The sequence below is a fragment of the Paenibacillus jiangxiensis genome, from assembly GCF_046098255.1.
In the GTDB taxonomy this organism is placed as follows: domain Bacteria; phylum Bacillota; class Bacilli; order Paenibacillales; family Paenibacillaceae; genus Paenibacillus; species Paenibacillus jiagnxiensis.
In genome coordinates, this window is sequence record NZ_JBJURI010000014.1 from 1 (window position 1) to 20,778 (window position 20,778).

The 20,778-nt window shown below is 44.2% G+C and carries 15 protein-coding genes and 4 pseudogenes; 14 read left to right on the forward strand and 5 right to left on the reverse strand.

Annotated elements, in window-relative coordinates:
- The first annotated feature begins 76 nt into the window (after positions 1-76).
- From ACI1P2_RS14575 to ACI1P2_RS14590, 4 genes are read left to right on the forward strand one after another with little or no spacing between them, the layout of a single operon-like run.
- Positions 77-337 (forward strand): PD-(D/E)XK motif protein, encoded by a 261-nt coding sequence (locus ACI1P2_RS14575; protein WP_355320581.1) that lies wholly within the window; start codon positions 77-79, stop codon positions 335-337.
- A gap of 18 nt (positions 338-355) precedes the next feature.
- Entirely contained in the window at positions 356-2,434 is a 2,079-nt protein-coding gene (locus ACI1P2_RS14580; protein ID WP_355320582.1) for an AIPR family protein, read from the forward strand.
- A 16-nt stretch (positions 2,435-2,450) separates the two neighbouring features.
- On the forward strand, positions 2,451-4,142 hold the full coding sequence (locus tag ACI1P2_RS14585; protein ID WP_355320583.1) for a DNA cytosine methyltransferase: 1,692 nt from the start codon (positions 2,451-2,453) through the stop codon (positions 4,140-4,142).
- Complete coding sequence (locus ACI1P2_RS14590; RefSeq protein WP_355320584.1) at positions 4,108-4,482, forward strand: very short patch repair endonuclease; 375 nt, start codon at positions 4,108-4,110, stop codon at positions 4,480-4,482. Before ACI1P2_RS14585 ends, ACI1P2_RS14590 begins: the two co-directional genes overlap by 35 nt.
- A 95-nt stretch (positions 4,483-4,577) precedes the next feature.
- On the opposite strand, the pseudogene ACI1P2_RS31460 reads toward ACI1P2_RS14590, so the two are convergent.
- A pseudogene (locus ACI1P2_RS31460) lies at positions 4,578-5,393 on the reverse strand (transposase); the annotation flags it as partial.
- Between the two features lie 149 nt (positions 5,394-5,542).
- On the opposite strand from ACI1P2_RS31460, the gene ACI1P2_RS14600 reads away from it, so the two are divergent.
- Positions 5,543-7,222, forward strand: coding sequence for a hypothetical protein (locus ACI1P2_RS14600; RefSeq protein ID WP_408976227.1), 1,680 nt, complete (start codon positions 5,543-5,545; stop codon positions 7,220-7,222).
- Positions 7,223-7,250: 28 nt separating this feature from the next.
- On the opposite strand, the pseudogene ACI1P2_RS31465 reads toward ACI1P2_RS14600, so the two are convergent.
- Positions 7,251-7,471 (reverse strand): annotated as a pseudogene (locus tag ACI1P2_RS31465) (hypothetical protein); the annotation flags it as partial.
- Between the two features lie 134 nt (positions 7,472-7,605).
- Between ACI1P2_RS31465 and ACI1P2_RS14605 the strand changes: the two are divergent.
- Positions 7,606-8,615: pseudogene (locus ACI1P2_RS14605) on the forward strand (IS630 family transposase).
- Positions 8,612-9,188, forward strand: a pseudogene (locus ACI1P2_RS14610) (IS256 family transposase); the annotation flags it as partial. The pseudogenes ACI1P2_RS14605 and ACI1P2_RS14610, both read left to right, overlap by 4 nt.
- Positions 9,189-9,349: 161 nt before the next feature.
- Here the strand turns inward: ACI1P2_RS14610 and ACI1P2_RS14615 are convergent.
- The 3 genes from ACI1P2_RS14615 to ACI1P2_RS14625 all read right to left on the reverse strand — a co-directional run bounded on the left by ACI1P2_RS14615 (position 9,350) and on the right by ACI1P2_RS14625 (position 12,927).
- Entirely contained in the window at positions 9,350-10,606 is a 1,257-nt protein-coding gene (locus ACI1P2_RS14615; RefSeq protein WP_355320587.1) for a hypothetical protein, read from the reverse strand.
- Between the two features lie 16 nt (positions 10,607-10,622).
- Positions 10,623-12,014 carry a hypothetical protein gene (locus ACI1P2_RS14620; RefSeq protein ID WP_355320588.1) on the reverse strand — a complete coding sequence of 464 codons (1,392 nt, stop codon included), beginning with the start codon at positions 12,012-12,014 and terminating at the stop codon, positions 10,623-10,625.
- Positions 12,015-12,675: 661 nt separating this feature from the next.
- The gene (locus ACI1P2_RS14625) at positions 12,676-12,927 is read right to left on the reverse strand and encodes a helix-turn-helix domain-containing protein (RefSeq protein WP_355320589.1); all 252 of its coding nucleotides are present in this window, start codon (positions 12,925-12,927) and stop codon (positions 12,676-12,678) included.
- Between the two features lie 167 nt (positions 12,928-13,094).
- On the opposite strand from ACI1P2_RS14625, the gene ACI1P2_RS14630 reads away from it, so the two are divergent.
- From ACI1P2_RS14630 to ACI1P2_RS14660, 7 genes are all read left to right on the forward strand, one after another.
- Positions 13,095-13,319, forward strand: coding sequence for an aspartyl-phosphate phosphatase Spo0E family protein (locus ACI1P2_RS14630; protein ID WP_355320590.1), 225 nt, complete (start codon positions 13,095-13,097; stop codon positions 13,317-13,319).
- Positions 13,297-13,599, forward strand: coding sequence for a hypothetical protein (locus ACI1P2_RS14635; RefSeq protein WP_355320591.1), 303 nt, complete (start codon positions 13,297-13,299; stop codon positions 13,597-13,599). Before ACI1P2_RS14630 ends, ACI1P2_RS14635 begins: the two co-directional genes overlap by 23 nt.
- Before the next feature lie 212 nt (positions 13,600-13,811).
- Positions 13,812-15,590: a sensor histidine kinase gene (locus ACI1P2_RS14640; protein ID WP_355320592.1), complete on the forward strand. Its 1,779-nt coding sequence runs from the start codon at positions 13,812-13,814 to the stop codon at positions 15,588-15,590.
- Positions 15,580-17,193 carry a response regulator gene (locus tag ACI1P2_RS14645; RefSeq protein WP_355320593.1) on the forward strand — a complete coding sequence of 538 codons (1,614 nt, stop codon included), beginning with the start codon at positions 15,580-15,582 and terminating at the stop codon, positions 17,191-17,193. The genes ACI1P2_RS14640 and ACI1P2_RS14645 overlap by 11 nt, the downstream gene beginning before the upstream one ends.
- A gap of 185 nt (positions 17,194-17,378) precedes the next feature.
- Positions 17,379-18,380: a Gfo/Idh/MocA family protein gene (locus ACI1P2_RS14650; protein WP_355320594.1), complete on the forward strand. Its 1,002-nt coding sequence runs from the start codon at positions 17,379-17,381 to the stop codon at positions 18,378-18,380.
- Between the two features lie 40 nt (positions 18,381-18,420).
- On the forward strand, positions 18,421-19,800 hold the full coding sequence (locus tag ACI1P2_RS14655) for an ABC transporter substrate-binding protein (RefSeq protein WP_355320595.1): 1,380 nt from the start codon (positions 18,421-18,423) through the stop codon (positions 19,798-19,800).
- A gap of 95 nt (positions 19,801-19,895) precedes the next feature.
- Positions 19,896-20,777 (forward strand): carbohydrate ABC transporter permease, encoded by an 882-nt coding sequence (locus ACI1P2_RS14660; protein ID WP_355320596.1) that lies wholly within the window; start codon positions 19,896-19,898, stop codon positions 20,775-20,777.
- Position 20,778 lies beyond the last annotated feature (1 nt).

Genomic DNA, 20,778 nt, shown 5'->3' on the forward strand with positions numbered 1-20,778 from the left:
AGAGATCCGCTCCTTAACATGATAGGTTTATTCTACAAGCCCTTATTTTTCTTGTCCAATCAAGTGTAGCCGATCCATGCTGAGCAAAGTAGATGATATACGAGGAGTTTTAAAAAGCTACCAAGCAACTCTCGATCTATTCAACGACAAGCTATTGCGAATAGGGTTCATAGATTCATTGGAATATAAAGAATACTGGTATAGGCTCGGCGGGAATCAGGGCTATAGAGTAGATGATAGTTTTCCTAAACTAATTAACAGTAATATCCCTACTCAAATTGCAGCAGCAAGCTATAACATTAGTATACCAGCTATTGAGAGTTGGAGAATTCAGTGATGAATTTGGAGGTGCCATATGGATCTGCAGGATTTTAGAAAAGAATTTCTCGAGGATGTTCGTTCAACTGCTGCAGCCTATGGCGAGGGTTCAAGTGCGGCCTTTGTTGGAATTGTTTCAAACTATCTTGTAAGTGCTGAAGTGCTTCCGGATTTTGAAGCCTCCTTCTATTTAGGCTCAGGATTGCGGAACCGTAAGTTGAGAATTGACGGATACGCATTGGATGAGTTTGATTATACTATGAACCTTATTGTGGCAGACTACCTCGGAAATGATGCTGAGAGAAGACTCACTCGGTCAGAAGCAGAGCAAATATTTCAGTGGCCTCTTCGGTTTGTTGAAGAGACTTTCAATAATAAATTGTATGACAAAATTGAGATAAGTAGTTCGGCAGCAGATTTAGTTGATATATTGAGAACCAATAAGGAACGCATTCGGAAGTATCGTGTTCTGCTATTTACTGATGGATTAATGAGTGGCCGAATTGAAAGCTTCCCGGTCAAAGAATTTGAAGGAGTAAGCGTAGAATTTCAGATCTGGGATGTTGAGCGTCTTTATAAAATGTTTTTGGCTGAATCTGGCCGGGAAAGCGTTGAGATTAATTTTATGCAGTACACTGCTAGCGGCATCCCTTGTCTTGATGCGAGCAATTTTGGAGACAATTCCTATCGTTCTTTTTTGTGCGTAATTCCCGGTTCAGTAGTAGCCGATATATATGATCAATTTGGCTCGCAATTACTTGAGGGCAATGTTCGGTCATTTTTGAGCACAAAAGTAGCAGTAAACAAAAAGATACGGGAGACAATCCTGAATTCTCCCAAAATGTTTTTTGCGTTCAACAATGGAATTGCAGCAACCGCAGTGGATGTAGTAGTAGAAGAAAAACCCGAGGGGAGATTCATTACCTACGTTAGTGATTTTCAAATTATTAATGGAGGGCAAACAACAGCCTCGCTATCTAGTGCACGTTATAAAGATAAAGCTAATATTGATGGGATTAGTGTACAAATGAAACTTACTGAAATCAAAGCTGAACCTGATGAAACGCATAATCTAATGCAAAAGATTTCAAAGTCGTCAAACAGCCAAAATAAGATCAGCGATGCTGACTTCTTTTCAACGCATCCCTTTCATATACGTATGGAACAGATCTCACGCAGGCTGTTTGCTCCAGCAACAGGGGGTTCTCAACATGATACTCGTTGGTTTTATGAACGGGCTAGAGGGCAATATCTTCAAACTCAAATGCGTATGACTAAAGCAGAACGCAATCGTTTCCTTACACAAAATCCTAAGTATCAGCTTATTACTAAAACAGATCTGGCAAAAGCTCGTAATACATGGCGAGGGTTGCCTCACGTTGTCAGCAAAGGGGCTCAGTCCAATTTTAGAGAGTTCGCTGAATGGATTGATAATGAATGGCAGCTTTCAGAGGATTCCTTCAATGAAAGGTTTTTTCAAGAATCAATCTCCTTTTATATTCTATTCAAGCATGTCGAAAAGCTGGTTACTCATCAGTCATGGTATGAACTTGGATATCGTGCCAACATTGTAACCTACTCAATTGCTTTACTGGTACATTTGGTAAAAAAACAATATCCGATGTATGTTTTGGATTTGCAGATTATCTGGAATAAACAAGAAGTACCGAATGTTCTTACAAGCCAATTAAACAAACTAGCCAAAGCAGTACTTGATTCTATTACCGATCCTTCACGAGCTGTTGCTAACGTAACACAATGGTGCAAAAGAGAAGCCTGTTGGAATAGAGTAAAAGGTTTGAATATTACTCTTGATACAGAAATAAAATCGGTTCTTATTGCTTCAGGAGATGATAAAACAGAGGTTCGCAGAGCCCGCAAGGATCAGAAAATTGTTAGCGGCATTGAGGCACAGACAAGAGTGGTAAATTACGGAGCAGAATACTGGAGAAAAGTATACTCATTTATTCTTGAAAAGCAAATACCTTATCACATGGAGGCAGAGGCTTTGAAAATAGCTTGCAATATGCCTGCGAAGTTGCCAAACTCAATACATAGCCAAAAGTTGCTTTCTTTGCTTGAAAGGGTTATTATTGAAGGTTGGAAGGACGCTTGAAAAGAGGTGGTAAGTTGTGTATAGACTATTAGACTTGTTTGCAGGTGCGGGCGGCATGAGTTTGGGTTTTATGCAGACAGGAAGATATAATATTGCTGTCGCAGTCGAAAAAAATGACTATGCAAAAGCAACGTATGAACGCAATCATGAGAATACAGAAGTCCTTAGTGATATCTTGGATATAACTGACTACGACTTATTCAAGCGTTTGTATGGAGAATTTGATGTAGTTGTTGGAGGACCCCCTTGCCAAGGATTCTCAAATGCAAATCGTCAACGAAATCATATCATTAGTCAAAACAATAGCCTGGTTAAGAAGTATGTTGAAGTGATTCTCAATCTGAAACCAAAAGCTTTTGTGATGGAGAATGTTCGGATGCTTAAGTCGGATATTCACCGGTTCTATTGTGCACATAATGATGGAGTTGAATTTGAGCAACTAGGAATAACCACTCGCAACGAAACGATTTGTCTGCTAGAAACAGAATGCCCTGTGGCCGATATTAATGATTATTTGTTTGATCCAGCTATTTTAAATGAATTGATTTTGCCTGACAAGGTGTTTTATGCGTTAAGAATGTTGCATAAAAACTCTAGGAAGGAAGAGACAAGGGAGAAGGCTCTAAGCAAAGGAAAGCAATGTATAAATCATATCTCAGCACTGCCTAAGAGAAGCCAAGCTATTTCAAGACAATATATTAATTTTGAGCAAGCTTCACTTAATACATTTATTAGATATGCTGGAGAGGAAATTGTATTTGAAGAAGCGGAACATGAAATGTTGAATTATCTCAGTGTTCAACGCCTAATGATGCATGCAAAAGAACTGTTGGATAACAATATAGCTATACACGACTTAAGAATAGATCAAAGAGGCGTGCATGTAGAGGCTAGTTCATACTCGGTCATTGATTACATTGGCAAAAGGCTGGGGCAGTTGTATCACATAGATGATGGTGTGCTCAATGCTGCATGGTTTGGGGTACCGCAACTTCGTGAAAGATATATTGCTGTTGGGTTAAGAAAAGACTTGCATCTTCAACCAGAATTACCTTCGAGAGTATATAAAGAAGCAGAGTATCATACTGTGTATGATGCAATACAAGATTTAGAGCATATAGCTCCGGTTTTTAATACAGAGGATGATCCAATCCCACTAACTAATGAATTTCAAGCAACAGAGCTTACAAGACAGCTACGCAATGCGTCACTGTTAAGCAATCACGTAGCTACGGAAACACGAGAGACTGCCAAAAAACGTTTTGAAGCTTTGGGGCAAGGACAGAACTTCCATGATCTAGATCGCAGCTTAATTGAGAATACGTACACTCGACCGGAAAGAACACAGAATTCAATATATTTAAGACTTGAATATGGTAAGCCTTCTGGAACAGTTACAAATGTACGCAAATCAATGTGGATTCACCCAACAATTTCACGAGCAATAAGCATTCGCGAAGCAGCCAGACTTCAATCCTTTCCTGATGATTATGTATTTATAGGAAGCAAGGATTCGCAATATCAGCAAGTTGGAAACGCAGTACCACCGATAATGGCAAGGACTATTGCAACTAAACTTGCAGAAATGCTGGATTCGTGCAATGGATTATCTAACGGGCAGGGGGGACTTGCTAATGGTAGATACATTGACAATAGAAGAACGCAGCAAGATGATGTCCAAGATAAGATCGAAGAACACTGCTCCTGAAATGATTGTCAGGAGGTATTTGTACAGCAAAGGTTTCCGCTACAGATTGCATGATAAGAAACTGCCTGGGAAACCCGATGTTATTCTACCAAAGTATAAGACGGTTGTCTTTATACATGGATGTTTCTGGCATGCCCATGAAGGATGCAAATACTACCGTATCCCTAAATCGAATACGAATTACTGGATTAAGAAAATCGAAGGCAATGCCCTGAGAGATCAAAAGAGAAAACAATCGCTTCAGGAAATGGGCTGGAAAGTTATTTTCGTTTGGGAGTGTGAATTGAAGCAGGACTCAGAGTACAGGTGCCTTGAATTAATTGAACAAATTATCACCTAGTTTCTGACTGGTAACTTTTTGTTCAATGAAGGAGATTTCACTTGAGATTTATGGATTTTTTGGAGATGGAATATTATGCCATTAACTGTCTTCTTCTTCCAAGTGTTTGCATTGTTGATAAGGGTGATGCTTTCGATGCCCCAATCTTCATCGACGTAATGCGCCCAGTAGCGACATCCCCGAACTTCCTGCTCCTGTCGCTACGTTGATTTCAGCTTGCCGACATAGCTGATCTTCTGGCTTTTCAACAAGGTGTAGAAGCCTTCGGCGCCAAAGTCTTTGTCAAACCGGGCGCAGGTCATCTTGCGCTCGCCGAGCAGGATGAAGTTTTCTTCAGGACCGTCCGTGGAGGGGTGCGTATTACCGGGACGAAACTGGGCATTCAGGTTCAAGCGGGTTTGTCCTTCAAAAGCCAGCAACGGGTGGTAGCTCTTCCGGCCTGGTTTATTTGAAAGGGTCCCTTTGATCGCGCCGCCCTGACAGCCGTAGACCATCTCAACCATGGAATCCAGATCGAGGATGAGGCTAGTAGGCAAACACTGACGAATGGTCTCCTGATGGGGAGTCGCAACTCCATCGCTAGCTCGGGATATGACCGCTCTCATCTTTCGAGATCTTTATTCGACAACCTATGATTATCCAACAAGCTATGATGTAGGTAGCGTCCACCCGGGAAACGGCTCAGCAACGTTCTGTTCTAGCTTACGAAAATGAAAAATCCGCTTACAGCCGATGATGAGGTAAAATAGAATGCGGTGCAAAGGGAAGAGTACATTGTTCGCCTTTCTCGCCGGAGAAGATGCACATCGCCTCTGACAGTTTGATGTTTTCGAGAAACGTCAGAAAGATTTGATGCTGCCGGAACTTGTTAGGTTCTGTATGGAAAATTCGTTCTTGCTTTTCGGATATATATGGTAGACTTCACCTAAAAGGTGCTCCCTCTCTTAGGGTGATGCTGTTCCGACGAACACCATTCTATCAAAGATTGGAGCCTTTTCGTGCTTTCAGAAAGTTGGGAGTTTAGGTTTAGTATGCTTTTTAATTTATGAAGGGTGATTATATGGAAAATATAACAATAATAAGAAAAATTAGAGATCACGCATTAAACAGAGTAGAAAGGTATATAACCGGATTATCAATAAGAGAACAGCAATTACTTATTAATGAAGTGATTCGCTATTGTGATCAAACTTACGATTCGGTACTTTATAAAAGTCATGGAGACAGTGATGAAGCTCTTAATTTTATTAATTTTTCCCTTTCGATAGCATTTCGTTATCTATATAAAGATTATAACAAAGTTGAAGGTTGCCCATTAATACCTTCAACACCGCAATCTATACAAAACGTTAGGACATTCTTGGATATTTGTTTTAAAGCGGGACTCATGGAAAATTACGAAGAACTGCTTCGGTTCGGAATATTAAAATATGAGCTTATTAGTGAGAAAAATGCACGCCTATCTTATGTGAATACGCACTATTCAATTGAAAGATATGAAAAAACAAAGTCTGTGAAGTACTCTCATGCAATATTGAATTCTTTGGAGAATGAGTATATTAAAGGATTTAGTCAACTTCCAAGGATCATTAAAAAGATGGAGAAATTAGTGTATACATGGAATTATAATTTTATCGGTTATGATGCTGACCCTGAAGTAGATCTTTTCTTCATTCGCAATGCACAGTTGGATTTTGCGCAAGCAACAGAATGGGACGGATTCGCGCTTTCTTCCAAATTTGGAGGTATTGAGTATCATTTTTTTCTAGATGCGCTCATTGCTATTGAATCAATATGTTTAAAACATTCGCAATTTGTTGAGATAGCAACGAAAAAAGATCCTAGTCTGAAAAAAGTTAATATACTACCGCTTGTTGTAGATTATGATGTTTTCTTGGATTCGCTGACATATATTTTAGGCGTTTCTAAAGAAACAAGTGAAGATATATTTGACAAGTTTATATATGATGACAAAAAAAAGGAATACTACAGTTATATAGGTACTCCAGTTCCATTATTCGTGAGAATATCTTCTACACAGTTGTTGCGTTCATTTACCGGATGCATCTATAGGCCAATTGATTTTATGTTGTCTGAGTTAAAAAGACAATATTCAAAAGATTGGGACCGCAATACTATAGAGAGAGAACAATTATTTAGAAGCAAACTTTATAAGTACTTTGATAACAATCGTTTTATTAAATTTGATAGAAGTATTGATATTTTTGACAATGGGAGAATTATTACGGATATCGATGCATGTATTCTTGATAAAGAGACAGGGGATATTGCTTTTATTCAACTAAAATGGCAGGATTCAATATATGAATCAACACGATCATTTATAAGTAAAAGAAAGAACTATATAGAGAAGTCAAAAAAGTGGGTCAACGATATTGAACAGTGGATTAATACAGCTTCAGAAAAACGAATAGCTGATTTTCTGCAATTAAGCCCACAATTTATAAACAAGGATAAAATTAAACTTTTTGTTATTGGTAGACATAATGGGAATTATTCTGGAAATGAAAAGCCAAATAGTAATACAGCTTGGTGTCAATGGTACAACCTGCTTGAATTAATTGGGACGCTTACAAGTGAAAGTATTACCATAACAAGTTTGTTTGACTTAATTCAAAAAGAAAGTCCCTACAATCAAAAAAATGAAATTAAACCATCTGAAATTACATACGGAAATTACTCAGTTGAGTTGGTTGCGCCTCCATATAATCAAGCTTAGAGTGCCGGCTTTGCTAGATATCATTATTTTAAATTTTTTGCTGTGAAACGTAGAGACCGATTGTCAAGCTAAGTCCAACAACTCTTCTCATGAAGGTTTCGTGAGTGGATCTCCAGTCCAGACATTTACGAGGCCGGTTATTGATAAGACGAATGGACTTACAAGTTCTTTATCCGTTACTGAAGTAAAATCATGTCCCTTTGGGAAGAATTCTCGAAGGAGGTCGGTGCCGTTTTCATTAGAACTCCTTTACTATATAGACTAAACATTAGAAATACCTTTCTTAAAATCGGTTACTCCTAAAACGGGTAATAAAGGGAAACAAACCCAATGAGGATGTGATCCCGATGTAAACCACAATAGATGAAAAACATAAGTTAGAGATGGCTTTGCGTGAAAGCTCTGATAAACGGATGTATGAGCGTTACCTCGCCGTCCTTCAACATTTGGAGGGGCGTACCATCCGAGAGATTGCTAAAATCATCAAACGAACAGAAAAGACGGTTGGCGGTTATATTCATAGTTATCGCGAAGGTGGTATTGAGGCTCTCGCACTTGGTCACTCGCCCGGGAAACCCCATCGACTCCGTGATGAACAAGAGAAACAACTTGCCGATACCATCGCCACGAAACGGCCTGTTGACGTCGGAATCGAAGCCAAATACACCTGGACCCTGAAGCTCGCCATTCTCTTTGTCGAGCGCGAGTTTGGAAAAACCTTCACTGAACGAGGGATATCCAAGCTTCTTCACCGTCTGGGCTTCAGCCGCACGAAGGCAACGTATACCTTGGAATTGGCAGATCCTGAAGAACAGGCTGCCTTCAAGCAAGAAACTTTTCCCGCGTCAAAAAAAGCTTTTGAACGGAGAAATCGACCATATCCTCTTCGAAGATGAGTGTATGATTCGAGCCTACCAATCTTTGCAATACAACTGGTTTCCGGTCGGTCATCAACGCAAAATCCCTACGTACGGGCAGCATCAGGGCGCCCAAACTGTTCGGAACATTAAACTATGAAACGGGACAGGTGGACTACCGGGATGGGGTAACGTACGATGCTCCTGCGTTTATCCGATTTCTTGAGTTTATTTTACAGGAATATCCAACCGGCAAGATCGTGATGATTTTGGATAACGGTAGAATCCACCATGCAGCGCAGATTCAGACATTTTTACAGGAGCACTCCCGGTTACAATTTGTCTTTCTTCCCAAGTACTCTCCGGATTTAAATCCGATAGAAGGGCTCTGGAAATGGCTGAAGAGTGATGTGGTTCATAATGTGTTCTACAAAAAGTTCTATTACATCCGAATCAACGTGGCTGCTTTCATGAAACGCGTAAACGCTGAACCCATGAATGTTATTGATCGGCTTTGTATAGTTCAGTCTATATAAATGATCTGCGAAATCGTGGTGTCCAAGACATTCTCATTATTTGTGTGGACAATCTCAGTGGGTTCTCCGAAGCGATTGCGGCCTGCTATCCAAAGACCAAGATCCAAAAGTGTATCATTCATCAAATCCGTAATTCCACCCGCTACGTGTCATACAAGGATCTCAAGAAAGTCACCGCTGCCCTGAAGCCCATTTACAAAGCCGCAACGGAGGAAGGGGGGACCGCTTCGAGGAAGTCTGGGGCGTCAAGTACCCGCTTATTGTCCGCTCTTAGCGGAACAACTGGGAGGAGCTCTCTACCTTTTTCAAGTACCCACCTGAGATTCGCAAGCTCATCTACGCCACAAACATGATTGAGAGTTACCACCGGCAGCTTCGCGTATCTTTCCTACCGATGAAGCCCTGCTGAAAATGTTCTACCTGGCCACAATGGATGTGACGCGAAAATGGACAGGCCGTGTCCAAAACTGGGGACAGATGCTGCTTCAGCTTTCGGTCTTCTTTCCGGATCGGGTCAGCAACTATTACGTTAGAAACGCTAAATCCCCCCTCGGGGGAGATTCCTTGGAATGAGTTTACACAGAAATCTTGACAGACCCATTTAAGATATTCCCGAATTCTCTTTATTGTAAAACCGAGTGACCTCCGGACAGGTATAATTAGGTGTAGCAAGAACATATTCTAAGTTACTAAGTCTCAATTTGTGTCCGAAATACTTCTGGTTCTCATTTTCCTTATAACTGGGCTAACATACCTGCAATAATGCTCTGTTTTCTTTGATCCTTCAAATAGATATCGAAGCGGACTAACTCGTCTATTTTACAAGACCACAATTGCCTGCTCTTCTTGTATAAGTGTTGCTTCAGTTTGGTTTTGCATGATTTGGGTAGTATTTCACATATTTTTTCGAAGATTTTTTCTTCGTGTTCTTTCCACTCATAAATTCCTCTTTCTTCTCTAATAAAATCAGTCATAACTTCTACGGTGCCATTATACAGTATTTCCTTTCGATATTGTTTGTGTGAGGTTTTCGCTTTAGTTTTTATAACTTCTAGGCAGCACAGCACTGCCTCCAATGTATTAATCTTTTTGCTTTCCCTTATCTCTTTTGATAATATCAACCATACATTTGGCTCTAGTAACCAGGTGGAAAAACACTGTGGCCACTTTTTCTCGGCTAAAATATAGTTAAGTAACAGTGAGACTCGTGTTTGGTCTTCAACTTGCGATAAAGCATACTCAACCTTCCTAAGTTCAGCTCCGATCTCAGTGTATAGTTCATTTTGATCTCCATTTTCTCCCTCAGTATTTTGATAGCGATTAGCATCTGACAATCGTTCTATGTATCTTCTAAGTTTTTTCGTCAATAAATAGAAGGCAATATTTTGGAGGAGTTCGTCCTGTGTTTTCATTAAATCTATAGTCCAATCCACAGGAATTTCGATTTCATGTTTATATGCATTTAGATTTAAAAGTAAGAGATGTGAACGGTCTTCTTTTATTAACCTTCTAAATTTATCTTTGTCCTCTTCATAAATTATTTTTGCAGCCATAAAAAATTCTATGTAGTCCCAAAAACCAAACTCCCCTTCAAATCTTCTTAAAAACTGGTATTTATTTCTGAAGGAGTCGTCTGTCCAAGAGATACGAACTGCAAAGTTTGGTTTAGTTCCTTTAAGCAGCATGACTAGCCCCCCATAAAGTGGGGAGATAAGTTCATATCTCTTTAAGTGCTTTCGTATTTGTTCACTTTCGTCCAAGTTTTGTCTAAAAAGTGCTAGAACAAAGATAGTAGTATAGATGGGTTTTTTCTTAATATGCTCATTCGGTAAGGAATCCATAAATGTTTTGAATTCTTTGAACAAATTTGAGATTGATTTTTTTCCTAAAACCCTTTTCAGATGCACGTTAACTTCCCTATATTCTTGAATCCGATTCCAGTGACCAATGATAATATCAGCAAGTTCAGCTATTGTTTTTATATCGATCATTTTGAATTCTCCTATTTTAGATTGTTACTTTTTCCGCTATATGAGGAGTAGTAGCGAATTTTTTTAGTTCTTCAAAAACATGACGAGCAGTTCCCTTGTACAACTTGTACATACAAAAATAGTTGCTGTCTAAAGAGTTCAATGATGTTCCAATAGTTATTCCAGTTATAAAACCTTCTTTATCTATGATGAATAAAAAGCGATCATGGATACGTTGTTTAGTTTGACAAAACTGAATTCCTAATGATCCCGGACCTTTTCTTGCCTTTATAACAGAATCTCCTTTAGCGATAGTAGAAAATTCTAAAGCAGTAATCGGATTATGTTCGTGTTTTGTAGGGTTATTGTAAAAAATTATATTTTTCTCTTCAGCATGACAAAAAGCAAAAATTCTAATCAAGTCTATTGCATAATTAATCCCGTTGCGATCAGAAAAGTAAGAATCGAAAAACCATATTTCTTTGCAAGGTTTTTCTAGTTCTTTTTTTATAAAATCCATAGCTTTTTGGACTTCATTTGGTTTAATAAACAAAAAAGAGTCATCGGCTTCTTGTTCATTCAATTCTCTGCGAATGTTTGATTCTGAACGTTTAATTTTTGCATCTGCATCTTCTGAAATGATAATTGAACTCGCTGAACTTTCGACTGATCTCATTGTTTTAAAATCTTGTCCTAGATTTCTTAAGGGGATGGTATGGCCTGGCCTTTGAATAGTAGTATTTATAACAAACTCTCTTAAATAACGTACATCTTTTTCAAAGTAGATCAATTCGCTGTCAGCATACACTTCGATATCATGATTATTCCAAGGCAAATCTGACAAAATGATAATTTCCTCTCCTTGGGGAAATTCCGTGATATCAATCAGTTTTGTAGATACAATCAAATTATCTTGTTTAAAATGTACGATAATATTATCAAACTTGCTTTTTATGCCAACAACGATACCATTGTTTCCCTTTCGGTGAAGATTTATCTGTGAGTAGCTGTAAACAAAAGTATTTCCAAAACTCAAAGGGATCTTTAAAAAATCAATTCCTATGTAACGTTTAGTAAAAGAACATATTTTCTGAAAGGTAAGAATGTCTACTTTTAATAAATATTCTTTGTCATCAATAAAAAGACAACGTGGTTTATCAATAGAGACAAATTGTTCTACAAAAGCGCATGCTCCTTCGTTATATGGATTTAAAACTGCTTGTTTTCCCAGTAGTCCTTTTAGTTTCCAACCATTGTATGAAATTTTTTCAACTTCGTCGTCCGGAACAACCTTCTCTTCAAAAGTTAGCTTAAAACGTCCCAACTTTTCCGTGGTTTTTAAATGACGATCGTTTACATCTTCATCAAAACCTTTATGGTAAACAGTTAGAATATTTTCTCCGGCATAGGAGACTGTATTTTTAATCATAAAATTCCTCCTAATAGAAAATTACTTAATAATATAGAGCTTTATTAGCTCACCCTGGTTTTAAGGGTTTCTCTCACGCATGCTCTCTCATTCGTAGGCCTTCTACCTCTTGGATGTCGTAACCAGGTATCTATTGACGTGATTTTTGCTGGGGGGGGACACTCCCCTTGTTTTTGGCAATTGAAAAGTGCCGAGTTTTGCAGCGATGAATTTTGTCAATATGCAACAACAAGTAAGGTTTATGCATAGGTTTGACATGGAGCCTCTATGGGCATGATTCACTGCGAAGGGGCGAAGCCACAGGCTTCGCAGAGGCTGTTGGGCCTATCATGCCCACTTCTGCATATCAAACCAGTTACTTTGGCTGCATTAACTATTTCTGGAAAACTGAGCAATATTATTTTGCAGCAAACAAATATGATGAGAGAACTCAAATATGAGATTCCAACATAATAAAATTCGTTAAATGCCCTTCGCTCTATCTTCATATTGAGGTGAGAGCCCAATGAACCGTCAGTTTCTACTGGTGGTTTATTTTAACTGGCTGAATTGAGAGGCATAATATAATATTGCTTTTTTTAATATACTGGAGTTTGTTCGTATAGTGAAAATGGCGGTCAGAGTAGCGCGTGAAATGATGGGGGTGTAGAATCGACGGTATTCACTCGGAATCTTCACCTAACAATTCACCAACGGAAATTTCCAAGGCCTTGGCGATGATCACGATCTCATAGTCTTGAACAAGTCGGTACTGTCCTTCCAAGCGTGATAGGCTGGTTGGACTGATATCCAGACCAAAGGTTTGCAGTCTTGCTAAAAATTCTTTTTGCTTCATTCCCTTTGCTCTTCGTATGGCGATTACGCGGGAACCAATAATGTTTTTGTCGCCGGGTGGTTCTTTGCGATGCTTCATATCAATATGCACCTCTCATTTTACCCAAATTGTACGAGATAGTATTGTTGTTTTAATGCGGATATCGGAGTAAAATAAAATAAACCGATATTCGCATTAAATCTAACGAGGTAAATTTGTGGCGCAATTGCTATAAGCAGCCCAAAGAAGGGAGCAGGAGGCTAATAATGATTCGTTTACTTGAAGAAATCGAGCAAGAAAGACGCAGGATGAATGAACTCGGACAAGCTTTGCTGGAACAGTCTATCCCTTTGTCTGAGCATGAAGAGCTACTGGCATTAAGTCAGAAGGTAGATCAGTTGTTGATGCAGCTGCATCATGCAAAAGTTGAACAAACAGAAAGACAATATGTGCGAGGAGGAACCCATTTTGAAGCTCCCAATATGGTTTGATAGCATTATTCAACATCGGCTGGATGATGTGTCAGCCCGTACCATACGCCATCCAGAGATTAGTAAATTACATAAGGAAGAGTATGCGGCATTTCAGAAGCTGTTTTCTGATATGGATATTGTGAATAAACCTGAGTTCTCGGAATGGGAGGATAAGCATCATTACAAGCAGGCATTGGAGAATGAATATTTGTATAGGCAGGGCATTAAGGACGGAGTGCAGCTTGTATATGCGGTATTAGAGATGATGCTTCATGATGACAAAGAGAAAGAAGAATAGCGTGTATTTTTCCGCAGCTTTATCGGCAAGAGAGCGATCACAGGGCCTGCATCAAATTTTTTTACAGCATGCGGGTTCCTGTGCTACTTGTTCGGTAAGCTGATGTAAAATTCTTTACAGCCTGCAGGTTCGTAGCTATATTGTTATGTAAGCTGGCATTACCCTTCCGGTGCTTCGATTGCATGAACACCAAGAAATGGAGGAAATGTGCAATGAACGTGCTAACGAACCGCATTTCGATCCGCAATCAAATCTTTTTTTCCATTCTTCTGTTTCTGTTGCTCCCTTCCTTATTCCTGTTTTGTTATATGGACAAGCCGCTGGAACGCGAAATTAAGGACAAGATCGGCCATTCCGCACAAGAGGCTCTGACGCTGGCGGGCAACAATATCGAGTACGCCGTGGAAAATATGTTTGCCAGCGCGAATGCGATTGCTGACGATCCGGGGATCGTTGGCTGGCTTCGGCAGCCGGATGTGATATCCGCCTATGACAAAATGCAACTGAAGTATAATGTGCTGAACAAAATCACCCGCTCGAACGGCTCTGCTTATGCACTGGTCGTCGACCGCAGCGGGCAATTCCTCGCTTCCCGATACACAGAACCCGATATGGGACAACGTTTCATGAGCAGCGACTGGCACCGCAGCCTGCTGCGCACGCCTGAGCAGCTTCTTTGGGTCTTTACCACGGACAATTACACATTCGCAGAACGGCAGCCCATCATCTCCCTCACCATGACCATTTTCGATTACCAGACACATGAGAATCTCGGAACTATCCTGTACAGCATGCCTGAAGCGGATATGTACAAATATATGAAAGGCCTGGACGGCCGCGTGTATCTCACTGATGCGACCGGTACCGTAATCTCCGGCTCGGACAAGTCCAGCTTCGGCACCAAGCTGCCTTCGGACTATGCGTCTGCATTGACCGATGGCGCCAACAGGGGACAGGTCGCTGTCGGCAGCGGAGCAGACAAAGCGATTGTCAATTATTATCGGATTAGCCAGAACGGCTGGGTCATTGTGCAGGCGATTCCTTATGATACCGTGTTTAAGGAAATATTCGCCAACCGCCGTCGCAGCATCTTGGCTGTCATCACTATTTTCATCGTATTCACCTTGTTCACCTTCGGCATCTCGAACGGTATTTCGCGTCCGCTGGAGCTGATGGTCCGCAAGATGACAGACATTGAGAACAAACAGTTCAACAGTCCCATCGCCGTCAGAGGGCCCAAGGAAATAGCGGTGCTTCAGCAGGCCTACAACCAGATGCTGGGGCAAATAAAGGAGCTCCTCGTAAGGGTCAGAGAAGAATATGTGAAGAAGGAGGAGATGCGGTTTACAGCGCTGCAGGCGCAGATCAACCCGCATTTTATCCTGAACACGCTGAATAACATCAAGTGGATGGCGTATATGCGCAACGAACGGGAAATCGGACAGATGCTGTCACGGATGGCAAAGCTCATGGAAGCCAGCATCGGCCGTGGCGGCAGCACGCTGATTCGGCTCGGTGAGGAATTGGACTATATAAAGCTGTATACCGAGCTGATGAAGCTCAAATATAATGAGAAGCTTACGGTTCATTATGAGGTGCCGGAATCGCTACGGCAAGCGGAGGCGATTAAGTTCATGCTGCAACCGATCGTGGAAAACGCCATTCAGCATGGAATCGACCAGCATCGGGAGCGCGGCGTAATTACTATTCGGGTGCGGGCTGCGGAAGGGGTTCTCACGGTTGAGGTGCACGACAACGGCGCAGGTATCGGCTTGGACAAGCTGCAGGAGCTCCAGGGCCGGTTGCGGAATTCGGATGGCGGCAGCGCCTCGGGGCGGATCGGCTTGCAGAACGTGCATGAGCGGATCAGGCTCCAATATGGGGAGAGGTACGGATTGACGGTTGCAAGCGAACCGTCCGGCGGCACGACGGTCTCGTACCTGCTGCCATTAATCTTCATCAAGGAGGAGGGAACAGGCCATGATGCTTAAAGTGGCGCTTGCCGATGATGAAATTATCGTCCGTCTTGGCATCCGCTCGGTTGTTGATTGGGAAGCGAACGGCTTCCGTTACGTGGGCGACGCTTCAGACGGCAAAGAGGCGCTGAGCATGATTGAGCGAACGAGACCCGACATTCTGCTGACAGATATTCTGATGCCCAACATGAACGGCATTGAATTGATCGCGACGGTGAAGCGGCGTTATCCGGGTATGAGGATAATCGTGCTAAGCAGCCATAGCGAATTTGAATATGTGCGCCAGGCGATGAAGCTGGGTGTGGACGATTATGTGTTGAAGGCTTCCGTCGAACCGGAGCAGCTGCTCGCCCATCTGGACGAGGCGCGCAGGAAGCTGACGGCCGAGCGCAGGCATGTTCCCTCACCGGATGGCGGAACCGCTAAATCCGATCCAAATGAGCAATGGAGCGATGCAATTCTCCGGTTATTGAACGGCACAGAGCTGGCGGCCGGGGAGCTTCACCGCCTTAACGCCTGGTTTCGCGGCAGTCGTATCCATGTCATGCTGGTGCGTATGCGGGATAAAGATGCCACCGGGACGGCGGTATCGCCTGCAACAGAGTCCATGCGGCATATTCTGGAGCAGCATCTGCGCAAATGGACCGACGGGCTCGGCGTAAGGATCGGCGAGCGGGAGATTCTTCTGCTCGTCAAAGGGGAAGCGGAGCTGTCTGCCCTTCGTCTGCAGGAAATAGGCACTGATCTGATTGCTGCGGCCCGGACACTTGCAGGCCTCTCGGTCGGAGTTGGTGTCAGTCCGGCCATCGTCGACACAGCCTCGGTAAGCGATGCGTTTCAGAAATGCACGGAAGCGCTTGACCGTTCTTTTCTTGAGGGCTGGGAGAAGGTCTATGTTTATGGCAGCAGGCCCTCACCGCCGGAAACAGTTCTGATCGGCAGGGAGGACGAACGCGAGCTTATGCGTTTGATTGAATGCCTGGACGAGACGGGCATCCTTGCATTCTGCACGTCATTGTTTACGCGAATGAAGGAAGCCAGACTGTCCGTCCGAAGGAATATTCAGACGCTGCTGCACCTGTATCATCTTTTCCAGGCTGCACAGAATCGCCTCGGGGAACGTTTCAGGAGGCGGCTCCAACAGGAGGGGGAGCAGGCGGCATACAGCCGGATTGTCTCCTTTGGCAGTATTGACGATGCGCAGCAGTGGTTCGAAAGCTACATTGCGGAGATGACTGCCTTCGGCCAGTCGGCGGCCCGGGAAAGGATGCGGACGGATATCCAGGCGCTTGTCCGTCTTATTGAAGAAAATTATGCGTCACCGTTATCTCTCAAGCAGGCCGCGCAGCGGCTTAACATCAGCGAAGGATACCTTAGCTATTTGTTTAAGAAGGAAACGGGCACCGGCTTCACTGAATATGTGAATCTCGTACGGGTCGACAGAGCCGCCGAGCTTCTCCGTTCAACCGACCTGCCCAGCTACTCGGTTGCGGAGCGGGTCGGGTACGATAATATCAATTACTTTGGCCGCTTGTTCAAGAAGATCAAAGGGATCAGTCCCAAGCAGTACCGCTCCCTGCATTTCACGAACGATGAGGCTTCCTATCCTGCGGAGTAGGAAGTTTTTTGTTTCCCATTTCTAAGGATTGTGAACATTGAACCGGAAATTGTGACGATCATCATAGTATGTTCCGAAAATAGTGAACAAAGCCCGGATTTCCGTTCATTCTGCCACCCTGCCCCGCTCTTTATAATGAAATTGTAATCAACGTAACAAAATCTGATATGAAAGGGCTGGGGGCATTGAACAAATTAAATGTTGCCGTGATCGGACTGGGTGTGATGGGCCAGACTCATACACGGCTGTATGCGGAGATGGCGGATGTTGAACTCGTTGGTGTATTCGACATTAACGCGGCCCATGCGCAAATGACGGCTGCAAAGTACGGCGTTCCCGCTGCAGAAAGCCTGGAGGCATTGTTCGCGAATCCGTCGCTTGACGCTGTCAGCATCTGTACTTCGGACGATCAGCATTACGAGCTTGCGATGCTGGCTTGCAAGCACGGCAAGCATGTATTGATGGAGAAGCCGCTGGCCACGGACCTGGCGGAAGCGGAGGCTATCGTGCGGGAGGCGGAAAAAGCAGGCATCACTCTGCTTGTCGGACACACGCTCCGCTGGGATCCGCGATACTATCATGCCCGCATGGCGGTCGAGGCCGGGCAGATCGGAGCTCCTCTGCATCTGTACGCAAGGCGCAACAATTCCTATCAGAACGGACTGCGGCTTAAAGGGCGAACCTCGGTGCTGATGTTTCTGGGGGTCCATGACATCGATGCGATTGAATGGGTAACCGGCGACCGCATTACCGAGGTGTACACGGTGGAGGTCCGTAAACGGCTCACTGAATTCGATGTCGGGGATGCGGCCGTGACGACGTTCAAATTTGCATCAGGCGCCGTCGGCAGCTACGAGACAAGCTGGGTCATGCCGGACCGTTATCTGGAGCTTGACGCCAAGCTTGATATCATCGGCACTGCCGGAGCGGTCAACGTGGATATCGTCAATCAGAACATCACGGTGCATTCGGATACCCGTTTCATATTCCCCGATACGATGTACGGGGTTGAGATGTACGGCAGACTGACCGGGATCATGAAGGAAGAGCTGACGTCCTTCGTGCTTGCGGCGAGAGGCCTTGAACCGCTTCCGATCACGGCCAGAGAAGCATATCGCGCCGTCTATATCGCCTCCTGCATGGAGAAGTCGCTGCAAACCGGCCTGCCGGTAGCGGTAAAAGGCTAAATCGAAACTTCATCCACCGAAATATAAGGAGGCACTTCGTATGTTCAAACGGAACAAATGGGCTGCGCTGCTTCTCTTGCTGTGCATCGGATTTGTAAGCGCTTGCGGCAGCCAGGGAGCAACCAATACCAATACGGGGAACAACGCAGGCGGCGGGGCAGTCAACGGGGCATCCAATTCGGCCGCGGGCGGCTCTAACCAGCCTTACAGCGGCAAAGAGATCAATGTGCTGCTCGAAGGACACTCGACAAGCAACGCGATTCAGGAGATGCTCCCGGCATTTGAGGAAGAAACGGGCATTAAGGTCAATCTGGAAATCGTGCCGTATAGTGATCTCACGTCCAAGGCGTTAATGAATTTCTCAAGCCGGTCCGGACGCTACGATATTGTCATGGACGACATCGTGCACGGCATCGGATATGCAGATGCCGGCTTCGTAGAACCGCTTGATGCGTTCACGACCAACGCGGCACTGAACCGGAACTATGACAGTTCAGATTTCGTACCGCAGTATTTAAATGCGATGAAGTATGGAGACAAGCTGTACGGTCTGCCGGTATACGGGGAAAGCACGTTCCTCATGTACCGCAAGGACTTGTTTGAGGAATACGGTATTCAAGTGCCGACTACGCTTGATGAGATGATGGCCGCGGCCAAGACTGTGCACGAGAAGAGCGGCGGTGAGATCGCAGGCATTACGCTGCGCGGCGAGCAGGGCATTCAGAACGTCTACGTATGGTCCACTTTTCTGTGGGGCTTTGGCGGCCAATGGCTGAACGAAGAGGGCAAGTCGGATCTGGCGACCCCGGAGGCGGTGAAGGCACTGCAGTACTACTCGGATATTTTAAACAAATACGGACCGACCGGTGTCGCCAACTTCGGCTGGCAAGAGAACCGCTTGCTGTTCCAGCAAGGCAAGGCTGCCATGACAATCGACGCAACGGTTAACGGGGCGTATAACGAAGATCCGAAAGAATCGTCTGTCGTGGGCAAAGTAGGCTACGCGCCCGTTCCGACACAGACCGACAATCCGAAGGGCGGCGCATCCTCGCTTGCCGTGCATGGCATGTATCTCGCCAAGGACAGTCAGAACAAGGAAGCGGCATGGCTCTTCATGAGCTGGGCGACGGCCAAGGAGCAGCAGATTAAATCGATATCGATCGATCCGAACTCCGGTGTCTCGTCGCTGAGTGCGATGAAGGACGAAGCGTTCATCAGCCAGTACGGCGCATTCAGTGAATCCATGCTGGCTGCCATCGAGAACGGCAACACGCAGTATTTGCCGCAGATTCCACAGGCCAACGAGATCATCAACAATACGGGCGTCGCCATCTCCAAGGCGCTTCTCGGCAACACGACGCCGGAGAACGCCCTGAAGGAAGCGAATGATCTGAACAACCGCGTGCTGACTGCAAAATAACAGCTTTATTCGAAACTTAATCTGCAGGTGGGCCAAGCTCCGCGCGATCAAGCACGCCAGGAGCCTTGGCCTTTCTGTTACCGGGATGTGATCTAATGATAAGGCAGCTTCGCAACGGTCCGTTCTACTGGCTCATGCCCGCACTGCTGCTGCTTGGTGTGATGTCACTTATCGTTACGGGCTACTCGGTCTACCTCAGTGTCCGGGATATTAATTTGGTCAAGTCCATCCATACCTTTGTTGGACTCGATAACTTCAAGCTGCTGCTACAGGATGGCAGAGCTTGGCAGTCTCTTGTTAAAACGCTGCTCTTCTCCACGGCGGCCACTGCGGCCGAGCTTGTACTGGGACTGTCGATGGCACTCTATCTGAACCGTCAGTTCCGTGGCCGCAAGCTGGTGCGTACACTGCTGCTGATTCCCATGATCATGACACCTGTCGTCTCAGGCTTGATCTGGCGGGTATTCTATGACCCGAACGCTGGTATCATCAACTATTATGCGGGCGTTCTGGGACTGGGCAATAACCACAACTGGCTCGGCAGCACAGAGCTTGCCATGGTATCCGTCATCATCGCCGACATCTGGCAGTGGACACCGTTCGTCTTCCTGATCCTTGCGGCAGGGCTTGATGCAATGCCGGGCGAGCCGCTTGAAGCTGCTGCGGTGGATGGAGCGAGCCCGTTCCAAAAGTTTGTTCACGTCGTGCTTCCGCTGCTTAAGCCGTCCCTGTTGATCGCTTTCCTCTTACGGATCATCGACAGCGTGAAGACATTTGATATTATTTATGTCATGACCAGGGGTGGTCCTTCGCTGGCAACGGAGACGACCAATATGTATGCGTATATTCAGGGCTTCAACAACTTCAATATTAGCTATGCGACTGTCATCAACCTGACGATTACGGTCATCATTACCTTTATTTTCACGGCGCTCTACAGGAGGATGAACGGCGCCAGGACGGGAGGGCAGGGATAAC

What these genes read in the sequence shown, in the direction of transcription:
- ACI1P2_RS14640 (WP_355320592.1), top strand. Translation starts at nt 13,812, where the DNA reads ATGAACGTGCTAACGAACCGCATTTCGATCCGCAATCAAATCTTTTTT.
- ACI1P2_RS14580 (WP_355320582.1), top strand. Translation starts at nt 356, where the DNA reads ATGGATCTGCAGGATTTTAGAAAAGAATTTCTCGAGGATGTTCGTTCA.
- ACI1P2_RS14625 (WP_355320589.1), bottom strand. Translation starts at nt 12,927, where the DNA reads ATGAAGCATCGCAAAGAACCACCCGGCGACAAAAACATTATTGGTTCC.
- ACI1P2_RS14615 (WP_355320587.1), bottom strand. Translation starts at nt 10,606, where the DNA reads ATGATCGATATAAAAACAATAGCTGAACTTGCTGATATTATCATTGGT.
- ACI1P2_RS14575 (WP_355320581.1), top strand. Translation starts at nt 77, where the DNA reads ATGCTGAGCAAAGTAGATGATATACGAGGAGTTTTAAAAAGCTACCAA.
- ACI1P2_RS14655 (WP_355320595.1), top strand. Translation starts at nt 18,421, where the DNA reads ATGTTCAAACGGAACAAATGGGCTGCGCTGCTTCTCTTGCTGTGCATC.
- ACI1P2_RS14590 (WP_355320584.1), top strand. Translation starts at nt 4,108, where the DNA reads ATGTCCAAGATAAGATCGAAGAACACTGCTCCTGAAATGATTGTCAGG.
- ACI1P2_RS14600 (WP_408976227.1), top strand. Translation starts at nt 5,543, where the DNA reads ATGGAAAATATAACAATAATAAGAAAAATTAGAGATCACGCATTAAAC.
- ACI1P2_RS14620 (WP_355320588.1), bottom strand. Translation starts at nt 12,014, where the DNA reads ATGATTAAAAATACAGTCTCCTATGCCGGAGAAAATATTCTAACTGTT.
- ACI1P2_RS14645 (WP_355320593.1), top strand. Translation starts at nt 15,580, where the DNA reads ATGATGCTTAAAGTGGCGCTTGCCGATGATGAAATTATCGTCCGTCTT.
- ACI1P2_RS14660 (WP_355320596.1), top strand. Translation starts at nt 19,896, where the DNA reads ATGATAAGGCAGCTTCGCAACGGTCCGTTCTACTGGCTCATGCCCGCA.
- ACI1P2_RS14630 (WP_355320590.1), top strand. Translation starts at nt 13,095, where the DNA reads ATGATTCGTTTACTTGAAGAAATCGAGCAAGAAAGACGCAGGATGAAT.